This is a genomic window from Schlesneria sphaerica (genome assembly GCF_044336245.1).
Lineage (GTDB): Bacteria > Planctomycetota > Planctomycetia > Planctomycetales > Planctomycetaceae > Schlesneria > Schlesneria sphaerica.
Map to the genome: position 1 here is coordinate 1,017,533 of NZ_CP172346.1, position 13,036 is coordinate 1,030,568.

Annotated in this window: 8 protein-coding genes; 7 read left to right on the top strand and 1 reads right to left on the bottom strand. The window is 56.4% G+C overall.

All coding sequences use genetic code 11. The features are described from left to right. Positions 1-163 precede the first annotated feature (163 nt). Positions 164-1,009: a 3-deoxy-8-phosphooctulonate synthase gene (kdsA, locus tag ACGY09_RS03940; RefSeq protein WP_373653883.1), complete on the top strand. Its 846-nt coding sequence runs from the start codon at positions 164-166 to the stop codon at positions 1,007-1,009. A 238-nt stretch (positions 1,010-1,247) separates the two neighbouring features. Here kdsA and glgX read toward each other — a convergent pair whose 3' ends face one another. Next, positions 1,248-3,371, bottom strand: coding sequence for a glycogen debranching protein GlgX (glgX, locus tag ACGY09_RS03945; RefSeq protein ID WP_397570538.1), 2,124 nt, complete (start codon positions 3,369-3,371; stop codon positions 1,248-1,250). Positions 3,372-3,898: 527 nt separating this feature from the next. On the opposite strand from glgX, the gene ACGY09_RS03950 reads away from it, so the two are divergent. The 6 genes from ACGY09_RS03950 to ACGY09_RS03975 all read left to right on the top strand — a co-directional run bounded on the left by ACGY09_RS03950 (position 3,899) and on the right by ACGY09_RS03975 (position 12,862). Then, positions 3,899-5,500, top strand: a complete 1,602-nt coding sequence (locus ACGY09_RS03950; protein ID WP_373651489.1) for an Nramp family divalent metal transporter — start codon at positions 3,899-3,901, stop codon at positions 5,498-5,500. Positions 5,501-5,583: 83 nt separating this feature from the next. Then, the gene (locus ACGY09_RS03955; protein ID WP_397570539.1) at positions 5,584-6,390 is read left to right on the top strand and encodes an SDR family NAD(P)-dependent oxidoreductase; all 807 of its coding nucleotides are present in this window, start codon (positions 5,584-5,586) and stop codon (positions 6,388-6,390) included. 84 nt (positions 6,391-6,474) lie between these two features. Beyond that, the gene (locus tag ACGY09_RS03960; protein WP_397570540.1) at positions 6,475-8,472 is read left to right on the top strand and encodes a pyruvate dehydrogenase complex E1 component subunit beta; all 1,998 of its coding nucleotides are present in this window, start codon (positions 6,475-6,477) and stop codon (positions 8,470-8,472) included. A gap of 109 nt (positions 8,473-8,581) precedes the next feature. Then, entirely contained in the window at positions 8,582-9,988 is a 1,407-nt protein-coding gene (locus ACGY09_RS03965) for a 2-oxo acid dehydrogenase subunit E2 (RefSeq protein ID WP_397570541.1), read from the top strand. Positions 9,989-10,116: 128 nt separating this feature from the next. Beyond that, positions 10,117-11,220: a Gfo/Idh/MocA family protein gene (locus tag ACGY09_RS03970; protein WP_397570542.1), complete on the top strand. Its 1,104-nt coding sequence runs from the start codon at positions 10,117-10,119 to the stop codon at positions 11,218-11,220. 145 nt (positions 11,221-11,365) lie between these two features. Beyond that, positions 11,366-12,862 carry a serine/threonine protein kinase gene (locus tag ACGY09_RS03975; protein WP_397570543.1) on the top strand — a complete coding sequence of 499 codons (1,497 nt, stop codon included), beginning with the start codon at positions 11,366-11,368 and terminating at the stop codon, positions 12,860-12,862. The last annotated feature ends 174 nt before the right edge of the window (positions 12,863-13,036 follow it).

The window sequence follows — 13,036 nt, forward strand, 5'->3', positions numbered from 1 at the left end:
AATCTCTTTCCGTCGATAAGATTCGGTACTGGATCGCCCGTGAAGTACGTCGAGTGCAGTAATGGACCTGCAGCCCAAAAGAGGCCGCGATTGACACCATTTCTGCGACATCGGACCGGAGCACCGGCGAACTCGAGGAGTCGCTACATTTCTAGAAGGAGCTATTGTGCCAAATAATCCCGTCCAGGTCGGGCGTTGGAAATGCGGTCGAGGTCTTCCCCTGTTGTTCATCGCGGGGCCCTGCGTGATTGAAAGCGAAGAGCTTGTCATGCAGATCGCCAGGAAGCTGGCGGAGATCTCGGAGTCGAAAGGCGTTCAAATCGTCTTCAAATCGAGCTTCGATAAGGCCAATCGCACGAGCGTTGACAGTTTTCGCGGACCGGGACTGGAACGGGGCCTGGAAATCCTGGCGAAGGTTCGTGCAGAGACGGGATTACCTCTCACAACCGATGTCCACGAACCAGCGCAGGCCGAACCGACGGCGGAAGTCTGTCAGATTCTGCAAATCCCCGCCTTCCTGGCCCGACAGACCGATCTGGTGGAAGCAGTGGCAAAATCAACGGCTCAACACGGCGGGATTATCAACGTCAAAAAGCCGCAATTTATCGCCCCTGAAGACATGGTTCACGTCGTCAAAAAGTGCGAAGCCTCGGGAAATCAGAATGTCCTGCTCACCGAACGGGGAACAATGTTCGGGTATGGTCGGCTGATCAACGACTTCCGCTGCATCCCTGTCATGCAGTCGTTCGGCGCACCTGTCATCTTTGATGCCACGCACAGTGTTCAGTTGCCCGGTGGCGCCACCACGGGTGGTCGCCGCGACATGGTCCCTTTCCTCGCCCGTGCCGCTGTCGCCAGTGGCTGCGATGGTGTCTTCTTCGAAACCCATCCTGACCCGGACAAGGCTTTGAGCGATGGTCCCAATATGGTCCCGCTCTCAGAACTGCCTCGGCTGATTGACCAACTGACCCAATTGCGATCGTTGACGCAAAGTTTCGAAAAGGGGTGAAGAAACCGCGGAGCCAACGCCGCCCCCGTAGCGGGGCCGGCAATTCAAATCCCGCCATTCGAAACTGGCGCGCAGACGCATCGAACGACTCGATGCCTCCAGAGCCAGTTTTCGATATGGGAGACTCAGGCCTGACGTTTAATGTCGACGGTCCTGCTCCACCGGCTCCGCGTACACATCCTCTGTCGGCCATTGCAAGAAATGCGAGAGGAACGAGCGCGGACAACTGCGTTCGCGGTCAATCTCCAATCCTGTGACGGAACAGGGCCATGCTTCTTGGCTCAAGGACATAGGGGTTTGCGGTCTCGTATTTCACGATGTCGGTCGAACCATGGTATGTATCGAACAGCCGGTCAATGGCTTTGAATCTCTGGACCGCTCGCGGCATCGTGAATGGCACCGGACTTTCTCCCGCATTCAGCAGGACCAGCAGGTTATCACCGATGATACAGGCCCCCTGCTCATCGATCTGACTGCAATGTCCCAGCAGGAGCATGCCGAGCGACCGGCGCGAGGTATCACTCCACGCCGCCTCACTCATCCGGTGGCCCGAGTTGTCGAGCCAGTAAATGTCGTCAACATCGTCTCCCTGAACGGAGCTCTTGAAGAATCGGCGACGCGAGAGTGCGGGCTGCTCTTTGCGAATTTGGATCAGTCGCCGGACAAAGTCTAACTGCCGCTTCTGAGCCGGTTTGAAGTCCCACGAGAGCCACGACAGGAAATTGTCCTGCGAGTAACAGTTGTTGTTGCCCTGTGCTGAATGGGCCCGTTCGTCACCCGCGAGCAGCATGGGGACCCCCTGCGAAACAAACAGGGTCGCCAGGAAATTCCGCTGTTGTCGTGCACGCAGCTCGAGGATCTCGGGATCAACAGTTGGACCTTCGACTCCGCAGTTCCAGCTCAGATTATGGTCGTTGCCGTCACGGTTGCCCTCACCGTTTGCTTCGTTGTGTTTGGTGTTGTAGCTGACCAGATCGTTGAGCGTGAACCCGTCATGGCACGTGACGAAGTTGATACTCGCAGATGGCTTTCGTCCGTTGTCTTCGTAGAGATCACTGCTGCCTGCCAGTCGTGTGGCCAGTTCATTCACCATTCCGCCGTCCCCTTTCCAGAACGACCGGACACAGTCACGATATCGACCGTTCCATTCGGTCCAGATCACAGGGAACTTGCCGGATTGGTACCCCCCTTCACCAACGTCCCAAGGCTCTGCGATCAGCTTGACCTGGGATAGAATCGGGTCCTGATGAATGATGTTGAAAAAACTGCTCATAGAGTCGACGTTGTGGAACTGGCGTCCGAGCGTCGTGGCCAGATCAAATCGAAATCCGTCCACATGCATCTCGGTAACCCAATACCGCAGACTGTCCATGATCAGTTGCAGAACGCGTGGATGACGCATGTAGGGCGTATTTCCGCAGCCCGTGAAGTCCATGTAGCGGCGCTTTTCTTCCGCATCCAGCAGGTAGTAGCTGGTATTATCGATGCCGCGAAACGACAACGTCGGTCCCCGCTCGTTTCCTTCCGCTGTATGGTTATAGACCACATCCAGTATGACCTCGATGCCGAACGAATGGAGCGTTCGAACCATCGATTTGAATTCCTGAGCCATTAACTCGGGATCTTGCGTCGCGCAATACCGTGGATCGGGAGCGAAAAAACCGAGCGAACTATAGCCCCAGTAGTTCACACGCTGTTGATCTGTCAGAAATTCTTCATCGACGTGAAAGTGAATCGGCAGTAGTTCAACCGCGGTCACGCCAAGGCGTTTGAGATAGTCGATGGCAGGTGCGCTCGCCAGACCTGCGTAGGTCCCCCGTAATTTCTCGGGAACCTCTGTCATCAACCTCGTGAAGCCTTTGACGTGCAGTTCATAGATGACCGTTCGCTCCCAGGGAATATCGGGCCGCTCGTCCTTTCCCCATGTAAATGCGGTATCGACGATCAGACTTAAAGGAGCGAAGGGAGCTGAATCGCGATCATCAAATGACAGATCTCCCAGTGCATCGTCCTTCCGATAGCCAAACAACGAATCATCCCACTTCAGGGGACGTCCCACGGCCCGAGAATACGGGTCAAACAGCAGCTTGTTGGGATTGAATCTCAGGCCATTCTGGGGCGCGTAAGGTCCGTGTACGCGAAATCCGTAAAGCATCCCCGGTCGAAGATCTGGAAAATAACCATGGAACACGTTGTAGGTGCGTTCTGTGAGCTCGATGCGCTGACTCTCTTCGAGGTCATGCGGAGAGTCGAAAAGGCAAAGTTCCACCTTGGTCGCTTTGTCGGAAAAGAGCGCGATGTTGACTCCCGCTCCATCCCAGCTCGCGCCCAGCGGATAGGGGTGCCCTGGCCAGACTCGCATCTTCAATTCCTTTAATCCCGAATTCCGATCGCGTACCGGCAATCACTCAGGAGAGCCCGGTAGCCATCGATGATTGCCCAGGTCTACGGTATCTACTGGAATGTCCTGAGCACATTCCGGCAGTGGAGTGCGGTAGCATACGCTTTTCGAACGATCCCGTGTGTGTCGCAGCCTCTCGATTAAATTATCTCGCTTCCCGACTCTTGTCGATTTCGAACTTTTCGCGACGTTCTTGAGCACGCCAACCCAAATTAAAGCTGTCGTAACCGAATGACAGGGAAACTGGGAAAACGGAAGCTCAGGTCTTTTCTGACGAAAAGAGGAACAGACACCATTGAATACCCTGGAGGCGTTTACACCCATCACTCGAAAACGCCAGGGGCTCAAGTTTCAGCAGTGCCGTGATGGTCGAGGCACTGTGACCACAAAGTTTGAGACGAGTTCTGCTCGCGAGTTTGATTCCCGCGACTCACTGGGTTACCGTATCCGCCGGAATCTCCATCCCCTAACAATTCGGTGTGTTTTTTATGACAAACACGTCAGACCTTCCGGTCACGTGCCTTCCGGCATGGGACTTGGCTGAGTTACCCGAACCGAAACCATTGGGACTGCGAAACTGGGCCGGTTTCGTGGGGCCGGGTATCGTCATGATGGGCATCCAGATTGGAGGCGGCGAATGGCTGCTTGGCCCGGAGGTCACAGCCCGTTACGGCGGCAACCTCATGTGGATCGCAACAGTCGCGATCGTGCTTCAGGTCTTCTATAACATTGAATGTGCCCGCTACGCACTCTATTGCGGCGAGCCTGTCATGACGGGTTTTCTCCGGAAAAGACCCGGCCCGCTCTTCTGGGTTTCCGTCATCCTCTTCCTCAACCTCTCGGCTTTGATCCCTGCTCTCTCAACCAATGCCGCAGCCGTCATGGCGGGAATCTGGCTGGACCGTCCCCCCGGCGCCGAGGATCGAAACCTCGTGACGATGCTTGCCTATGCCTGTCTGCTGATTGTCGCCTTCCCAGTACTGATTGGGGGGAAGGTCTATAACATGCTTCAGGCAGTCATGACGGCGAAAGTCGTCATTGTGCTGGGCTTCTGTCTGGCGATCGGAATCTTGTTTGTCAGTCCCCTGCACTGGTGGAACGTGATGAGTGGATTCGCTCGATTCGGAAATGTTCCGGTCAAAATCGATGGGCAGGATGCAATCGCGAACGTGTTCACACAGATGTGGTCAACTGGCACATGGCCGATGATTGAACTGGGGAACATTGCCGTTCTCGGAGCCTTCGCTGGTTACGCGGGGGGCGGTGGACTGGCCAATTCCACCTACAGTAACTACGTCCGTGACAAGGGCTGGGGAATGGGCAGTCAGGTCGGTGCCATCGCCAGTGCGGTAGGGGGACGTGATATCACTCTCAGTCATTTGGGGAAGGTATTCCTCATCACCCCGGACAATCTGCGAAAGTGGAACGGTTGGTGGCGATACATTCTGACGGACCAGATCCTGGTCTGGACTCCCGGTTGCTTCATGGGAATGGCATTACCCGCTCTGCTCTCCCTTCAGTTCGCCGCACATTCAGGATTGTATAATCAAACAGACAAGCTGGAATGGGCCCAGGCGATGATCACTGCGGATGGCATCCGCCACGCTCCGAATTTAGGACCACAGTTGGGTGGCTTGCTATGGACGATCACCCTTTTCGTGGGACTGACCGTACTGCTCCCAAGTCAGATGTCGATCGTCGAAGATTTCAGCCGCCGCTGGACGGACATCATCTGGTCTGCCAACCGGCACGCGCGAGACAACATGCGCGACGATCAGGTGAAGTACATTTACTACACGATCCTGTTCTCGTACGTGCTGTGGACGCTGGTGGCCGCGTACCTCTTCAGTACTTATGGTACACCCAAACTGATGACGCTGATTATCGCCAACCTCAACAATTTGGCGCTGGGTATTACTGCATTTCAATTGTTATGGGTCAATTCAACACTCCTTCCCAAACAAATCCAGCCGAGATGGTATCATAAGACAGGCATGGTCTTGTGCGCGGTATTCTATCTGGGTCTGTCCTATCTGGTTTTTGTCACAAAACAGTGGCCCATCCTGAAAGAATTACTGGGCATATCGTAATTTTTCAGTTGTCTTGGCGGAAAAAGAACAGAGTCTGAGGATTTGCGTCGTCATCAATTCTCTTACCGAATGAGGGCAAGTATATGGCATCACTTTTCGATCTCTCGGGACGCGTGGCATTGGTATCGGGTTCGGCGAGTGGTCTGGGAAAAGCGATGTCACTTGCCTTGGCAGAGCATGGGGCGGACCTTCTGCTGGCAGATCTCAACGAAGAAGGACTTCAAGCAACGGCTGACGCGATTCGCGGACTGGGGCGCAAAGCTGTCACCGTGAAGTGTGACGTTTCCTGCCCGGACTCCATTCGCAAAATGTTCGCCCTGCTGGACGAGCAATTTGGAAAGATCAACTTTCTGGGCAACGTCGCGGGTGAAGGGGTGCTCGGAAAGCCAGAAGAGATATCGCTGGAAGACATCGAAAAATCCTGGCGGAATCTGGTTTTTGGGCGTTTCTGCATGTGTCAGGAAGCGGGTCGGCGCATGATCTCGGCTGGCCAGGGGAGTATCGTCAATATTGGCTCACTCGCCAGCCTCACCGCACTCGGTCGAGGCCATATTGCCTACAGTATGGCCATGGGCGCTGTTGCACAGATGACCCGTGAACTCAGTACTGAGTGGTCCGCACACGGCGTCCGCGTGAATGCCATTCTTCCCGCTCAAGTCTTGAATCCATCCCTGGAAAAGCGGATCGCCGAAGACCCCAATCTGGCTCAGAAGTTCCTTTCCGGCATTCCGACGGGACGATTCGGTCACCCCAACGATATCCAGGGGCTTTCCGTTCTGCTTGCTTCCGATGCCTCGAGCTGGATCACGGGCGCACTGATCCCCATGGATGGCGGAAACCTCGCCATGAACGGGGGAGGATCTCGGCGTTACCCGGATTCGGCCACTTGATCCCTCCAGGGTACTGCCATCCCCGAAAGGCTCGCTTTCAGTCCAGTTTCTGTTTGCTGACTCCATAAGGATCTCAACACAAAGATGACCAACTCGCCATCGAAGCAGACGTATTTGGGGCTCTATCGGACAATGCAGGTCATCCGGCAAACGGAAGAGGAACTGGCTCGATGTCACCAGCGAGGCCTGATCCACGGTGCGTGTCACACGTACGTCGGTGAAGAAGCGATTGCCAGTGCAGTCTGCGCTCACCTGCGTCATGAAGACGTCGTCTTCAGTACTCACCGTGGCCACGGTCATGCTCTGGCGAAGGGAATGCCGCCGCGTGAGTTGATCGCCGAACTGTTCGGGCGCGAAACCGGCTGTTCGCGAGGGCGCGGCGGCAGCATGCATCTGTTTTCCCCGGAAGTCGGCATGATGGGTACCAGCGGCATCGTCGGCCCCTGTATTCTGCAGGCCTGCGGCGGCGGTTACAGCTTCAAGTTGATGAAAACAGACAACGTGGCTGTCGCCTTCTTCGGCGACGGCGCCACCAATAATGGCGCCTTCCACGAAGGCCTGAACATGGCCAGCATCTGGAAATTGCCGGTCTTGTTCATCTGCGAAAACAACCAGTTCGCTACCGAAGTTCCGTTCTCGTATGCGGCTGGTAACCCGAACGTCGGCAGCCGTGCTGCGGCGTACGGAATGACCGGTCTGACGGTGGATGGCAACGATGCCGTGGAGGTCCATCAAGCTGCCAGCGAGGCCGTCGCTCGAGCCCGAGCGGGCGAAGGTCCCACACTGATCGAGTGTGTCACCTATCGAACGCGGGCCCATGCCGAAGGGATGGGCGATTTTGGCTATCGGACGCGCGAAGACGTCGAAGAGTGGAAAAAACGCTGCCCCCTCCTTCGACTGCGCGAGAAGGGAATCAAAGACAAGATCGTGACCGCCGCCGAATTGGATGCGATCGATGCCGAAGTGAAATCGCTCGTGGAAGAGGCTCGCAAATTTGCGGAAGAGAGCCCCCTGCCCAGCCCCGAGTCGGCGACGAGACACGTCTATTCCGAGACGCCTGCCCCCTCGGGACGGCCGATCATTAACACACGTCCAACGAATGTTGCTCGTGAAATCACCATGACGCAGGCGACGCATGAAGCGCTCTCCGAAGAGATGGCTCGGAACGAGAAAATCTTTGTGATGGGGGAAGGGATCGGGCAGCGTGGCGGCAACTTCAAAACGACCGCGGGGCTTTATGCTCTGCACGGTCCAGTCCGCCTGTGTGATACCCCGATCTGTGAGCGAGGTTTCGTGGGCCTGTCTTGCGGCGCCGGCATGACAGGAACCCGGCCTGTCATCGATTTCATGTTCGCTGATTTCGTACTTGATGGCGTTGGTGAAATCGTCAATCAAATTGCGAAGATCCAGTACATGAGCAGCGGTCGGCTGAAGATGCCCGTGCTGTTGCGAGGCTGCATCGGCATCGGTCACTCCGCAGCGACGCACCACTCTGGCAACTATTATGCAATGTACGCACAGATCCCCGGGCTGAAGGTCGTCGTCCCATCAAATCCTTACGACGCCAAAGGCTTGTTCAAGCGGGCATTGAACGGTGATGACCCCGTCCTGTTTCTTGAACATCGCGAGATCCTGTCACTGAAAGGTCCCGTGCCGGAAACAGAATACGAGATCGAATTCGGGAAAGCAGCCGTGGTTCGCCCGGGGACCGACGTAACGGTTGTGGCTCTGGCCCGGATGGTCGTCTTGACTCAATCGATCTGCGATAAACTTCAGACCGAAGGGATTTCTGTGGAGTTGATCGATCCCCGGACGGTGCTGCCGCTGGACATTGATACGATTCTGGAATCCGTCAAGAAAACAGGCCGTCTGCTGGTCATCGATGAAGGGTTTGCCCCGTGTGGTTTCGCTGTCGATGTTGCCGCGCAGGTTGCCGATCGCGGATTCAACGATCTGGACGCTCCGATCAAACGACTGAACGGCGCCTTCACACCGACACCGTACAGCCCACCGCTGGAACACGCCGTCATTCCGAATGCAGACGCGATCGCTCAGGCCATCCGAGAACTGATTAATGAGTAACGTCGTGCGGACAACACAGTGCGGTCCGGTGAAGAACCAATGGCCACCGGTCTGCGGTTGATCCTGAGTATTCGGCCCATTCACTCACGTCATCAAGGCTGATCGAAATATGTCATTCGAGATCACAGTTCCCCGTCTCGGCTGGTCGATGGAAGAAGGAACGTTTGTCCGCTGGCTGAAGCAGGAGGGCGACTACGTCAAAGCAGGTGAGGCCGTATTCGAGCTGGAAGGTGAGAAAGCAGCTCAAGACATCGAAGCCGTCGATGAAGGCTTCCTACGAATTCCTGCGAGCGCGCCGAAACCGGGGAGTATTGTTCCCGTCGGTGCGGTGCTGGGCTACCTCGTCGCAGAAGGGGAAGCCATACCAGACTCGGTCGCGAGCGCTCCGTCAGCGCCTCGACCGTCCGCTCCTCAGCAGAGTGCCCCCCCTGCCACAGAAGCATCCGTTGCGCGTCCCCTCGCTGTTCCAGCGACCGCACAATCCGTGACTGTGCCGGCGACGGGACATGACTCTCCCGCGGCCCCCCCTTCGGTCCGCCGGCTGGCACGTGAAAAGGGGATCAAACTGGCGTCGCTCGGCGGGACTGGTCCCGCAGGCCGAATTACCGCTGATGACGTTCATCACACCATTCCGTCGCCAGCCCGAGTGGCAAACGCTGTCGTTTCACAGTTCTCGAGTCCTCGAGCCCGACGGACCGCCGCGGAACTGGGTGTCGACTGGAGACGCGTGCGGGGAACAGGGCGAGATGGTCGAGTCCGTGAAGCGGATGTCAGACTGTCAGCCAGCCAGCAAACGCCTGCAGCAGCCGCAGGCAGCGTGAGCACCTCTCCGACATCGCGCCGTCGAACCATCGCCAGTCGAATGATGGCGAGCCAGCAGCAAACGGCTGCCGTGACCCTCACATCGCGGATTGATGCCACGAACCTCGTCGGCCTGCGAAAGCAATTCAAACAAGCAGCAACAGACGGCCTGGTTCCGTCGTTCAACGACATCATCATCAAGCTGGTTGCTTTGGCCCTGAAACAGCATTTAGCGCTGGCGACCCGAGCAGAAGGGGATCAATGGATCGTTCCATCGCCACAGTCCGATCTGCAAATTGGACTTGCCGTCGACACGGACGATGGCCTGGTTGTTCCCGTCGTCCGGAATGTCAGTTCGTCCAGTTTATTTGAACTGGCGAAGCAGTCTGCCGCATTGATTGAGAAGTCTCGTGCCGGAGCACTGACCGTCTCGGAGATGCAGGGAGGGGTCTTCACCATTTCGAACCTCGGTTCTTTTGGAATTGATTCCTTCACGCCGATTATCAATCTGCCTGAAACGGCGGTTCTCGGCCTGGGACGTATCCGGCGGGAAGCGGTTGTTGTGGACGACCAGATCGTTGCGCGTGATCAACTGACACTCAGCTTGACCTTCGATCATCGAATCGTTGACGGCGCCCCCGCAGCCCGTTTCCTTCAGACCGTCTGCTCGGCGATTGAGAATCCGTCGGCCTGGCTGCTGCGTGGTGACGTCTGAACGAAGCAGGTTGGGCAACATCGCCAGACTGAAGATTTCCACTCGTTCCTGCAGGGCTGCGAATGGGTGGCGATGGTATCATCGCGCCGCGCACTGCAGAGATTCAACTGCCTGGTGAAGGAACCGTCATGTCTGATGATCACTGTGCCAACCTCGAATTTCGTCCTCGGCTCCCTCGCGACAAATCGGTAGGGATCGGCTGTATCGGTGCCGGTTTCATCATGTCCGATTGTCATCTGGTTGCGTATCGGCAAGCGGGATTCAATCCCGTCGCGATCGCTGCACGCCGACAGGAACAGGCCGATTCCGTCGCACATCGCCATGGCATTCTCAATGTGTACACGGACTACAATGAGCTGCTTGCCAACCCGGCTGTGCAAGTCGTCGACGTTGCTGTTCCCCCCGATTTGCAGCTTTCAGTAATCCAGCAGATTGTGACTCACGCAGATCACATCCGCGGGGTGCTGGCTCAAAAGCCGCTGGGGGTCGACTACCAACAGGCGGTTGAAGCTGTGCGGCTTTGTCGCGAAGCAGGAATCACTCTGTCGGTCAACCAGAACATGCGGTATGACCAGTCGGTGCGAGCGTGTCGCTCGCTGCTGGACAGTGGCAAGCTGGGTGAACCGGTTCTCGCGACCATCGACATGCGCGCGATTCCGCACTGGATGCCGTGGCAGTCCCGACAGGGATGGGTGACGCTGCGGATCATGAGTATTCATCATCTCGACACGCTCAGGTACTGGTTTGGCGACCCGGTGCGGGTTTACGCGAGCGTGCGTCCCGATCCCCGCACGACATTTCCACACGAAGACGGAATCTGCCTGTACATTCTCGAATATGCCAACGGGCTGCGAGCCATGGGATGTGATGACGTCTGGGCAGGGCCATCCAAGGAGGGATCCGCCGCCGACATTGGCATCCGCTGGCGGGTCGAAGGAACATCCGGCATGGCGCGAGGCACCATTGGTTGGCCAAGTTACCCGGAACGAACTCCCAGCACGCTCGATTACACCACAACGCAGTCCCCGCAGTGGCACATGCCACGGTGGGATGAAGTCTGGTTCCCCGATGCCTTCGTCGGTCCGATGGCTCAGCTGTTGTGTGCCCTCGAAGACAATCAGATTCCAGAAATCAGCGCTGAAGACAACTTGAAGACGATGGCTCTCGTTGAAGCCTGCTACCGTTCGGCCAGGGAACATCGGGCCGTCGAACTGACCGAAATCACGGGATAAACTCCGTGGCAATTCTGGTGGAAATCCTGGAATTTCATTCCAATCAGGATTGTTGCTGCGAATAATCAGATCCAGATTCTTCCCTCGTGGGGTTCGCCATTTCGTTCCTACCGTCGCTCCTTCTGTACGACCATCGGGCTAACGCATGGAATCAGAAAAAGAAAAAACGGCTTCGGCCAGCGAACCGAAACGAAAGGCAACGTCCCAGCTTGGCAAGTACAGGCTGCTGAAAAAGCTGGGTCAGGGGGGAATGGGAGAAGTCTATCTCGCGGAAGACACGAAGCTCGGCCGTCAGGCTGCCGTCAAAGTATTGTCCAAGACGCTGGCCAGGGAAGCCGACTTCATCGGCCGCTTCCAGAAAGAAGCCCGCGCAATGGCGCGGATCAATCATGATAACGCCGTCCGCGTCTTTGATGTCGACGACGACCATGGACTGCATTATGTCGCGATGGAATACGTCGATGGCAAAAGTATGCAGCAATGGCTCAATTCATTGGGCACGTTATCCGTCGGTGATGCACTGCATGTTGCGTTGCGCTGTGCAGAGGTCCTGCAATTCGCTCACAAGCAGAACCTCATTCACCGCGACATCAAGCCCGACAACATCATGCTCACCAGAAACGGCAAGGTGAAAGTGGCGGACTTTGGCCTGGCCAAAGCACTGGACGACGACCTTTCAATGACTGCCAGCGGGATGGGCCTCGGGACTCCCTACTACATGGCCCCCGAACAGGCGAGAAACGCGAAACACGTCGACCGTCGGTCAGACATTTATGCCTTGGGCATCACGCTTTATCACCTGCTCACAGGACAGCTCCCTTTCAAGGGCGAATCCGTGATGGAAGTGATCATGGCAAAAGAGTTAGGGAAGTACCCGCCCGCCCGCAAACTCAATCAGCAAGTTCCTGACAAGCTCGACCTGATCATCGGCAAGATGATCGAGAAGGATCCGGCCCATCGCATGAAAGACTGCGATGAAGTCATCAAATTACTGGCGGGACTGGGCTTGGAAAACTCCTCATTGAGCTTCATCGAAACTGCGGACCGCGTCGTGCAATCCGCCGCTGCGAAGAAAGCGAACACATCGCCTGGTGAGCGCGTTGACTCGTCGCCCATTTCAAACCGCGCGAACGGGGGCACTCCGCCCTCTTCAGACCGCGAAGATGAAATCAAAGCACGAACCACGAAAGCGGGAACGACTTCACCCGTGGACCAGTGGATCGTCCAGTACAAGACTCCGCAGGGGAAAGAAACTCTGGGAAGGTTTACGACTCTGCAGCTCCAGACGGCGCTTAAAACCGGGATAATCGATCTGAAGGCACGGATCAAAAAAAATCCCGTCGACAGCTTTGTCCCGATTGGCTTCTACCCCGAGTTTGAGAGAGCCGTCGAAGGACGTCTGGTCAAAGAGAAGGCCGAGCGAAAATCCGCCGGGCTGAAATCGGAATTCGACAAGATCGGACGGCAGTACGACCGCCGCGCATGGACTCGCTGGCTCAAAGATCTGGTATCGGGAACGGCGGGGCTGGTGACGTTCATTCTCTGGTTGGCGTTTGTATTCGGAGGTCTGGCTGCGGTGATTATTTTTCGCCAGCAGATCTGGGACTCGATGGCCAACTTCCTCAATTCGTTGCAGAAATGACGGAGTCGCAGACGGCTGGTCCGATTTCCGGGCAGCAGTTATAATTCCCGAGCCGTGAACGATTTGAAGGCCAACGTGAGCGTCCGATTGCGAGGTGCTCAATGGCTTTCTGACTCTAGCCTTAATCGCCGATTCTCCGCGTGAGAACGACGGTTTACTCTTTAGAATTGAAGT

Bases quoted from the DNA above. Each gene is read 5' to 3' on its own strand.
- glgX (WP_397570538.1), bottom strand. From the start codon at position 3,371: ATGCGAGTCTGGCCAGGGCACCCCTATCCGCTGGGCGCGAGCTGGGAT.
- ACGY09_RS03970 (WP_397570542.1), top strand. From the start codon at position 10,117: ATGTCTGATGATCACTGTGCCAACCTCGAATTTCGTCCTCGGCTCCCT.
- ACGY09_RS03975 (WP_397570543.1), top strand. From the start codon at position 11,366: ATGGAATCAGAAAAAGAAAAAACGGCTTCGGCCAGCGAACCGAAACGA.
- ACGY09_RS03955 (WP_397570539.1), top strand. From the start codon at position 5,584: ATGGCATCACTTTTCGATCTCTCGGGACGCGTGGCATTGGTATCGGGT.
- ACGY09_RS03960 (WP_397570540.1), top strand. From the start codon at position 6,475: ATGACCAACTCGCCATCGAAGCAGACGTATTTGGGGCTCTATCGGACA.
- ACGY09_RS03950 (WP_373651489.1), top strand. From the start codon at position 3,899: ATGACAAACACGTCAGACCTTCCGGTCACGTGCCTTCCGGCATGGGAC.
- ACGY09_RS03965 (WP_397570541.1), top strand. From the start codon at position 8,582: ATGTCATTCGAGATCACAGTTCCCCGTCTCGGCTGGTCGATGGAAGAA.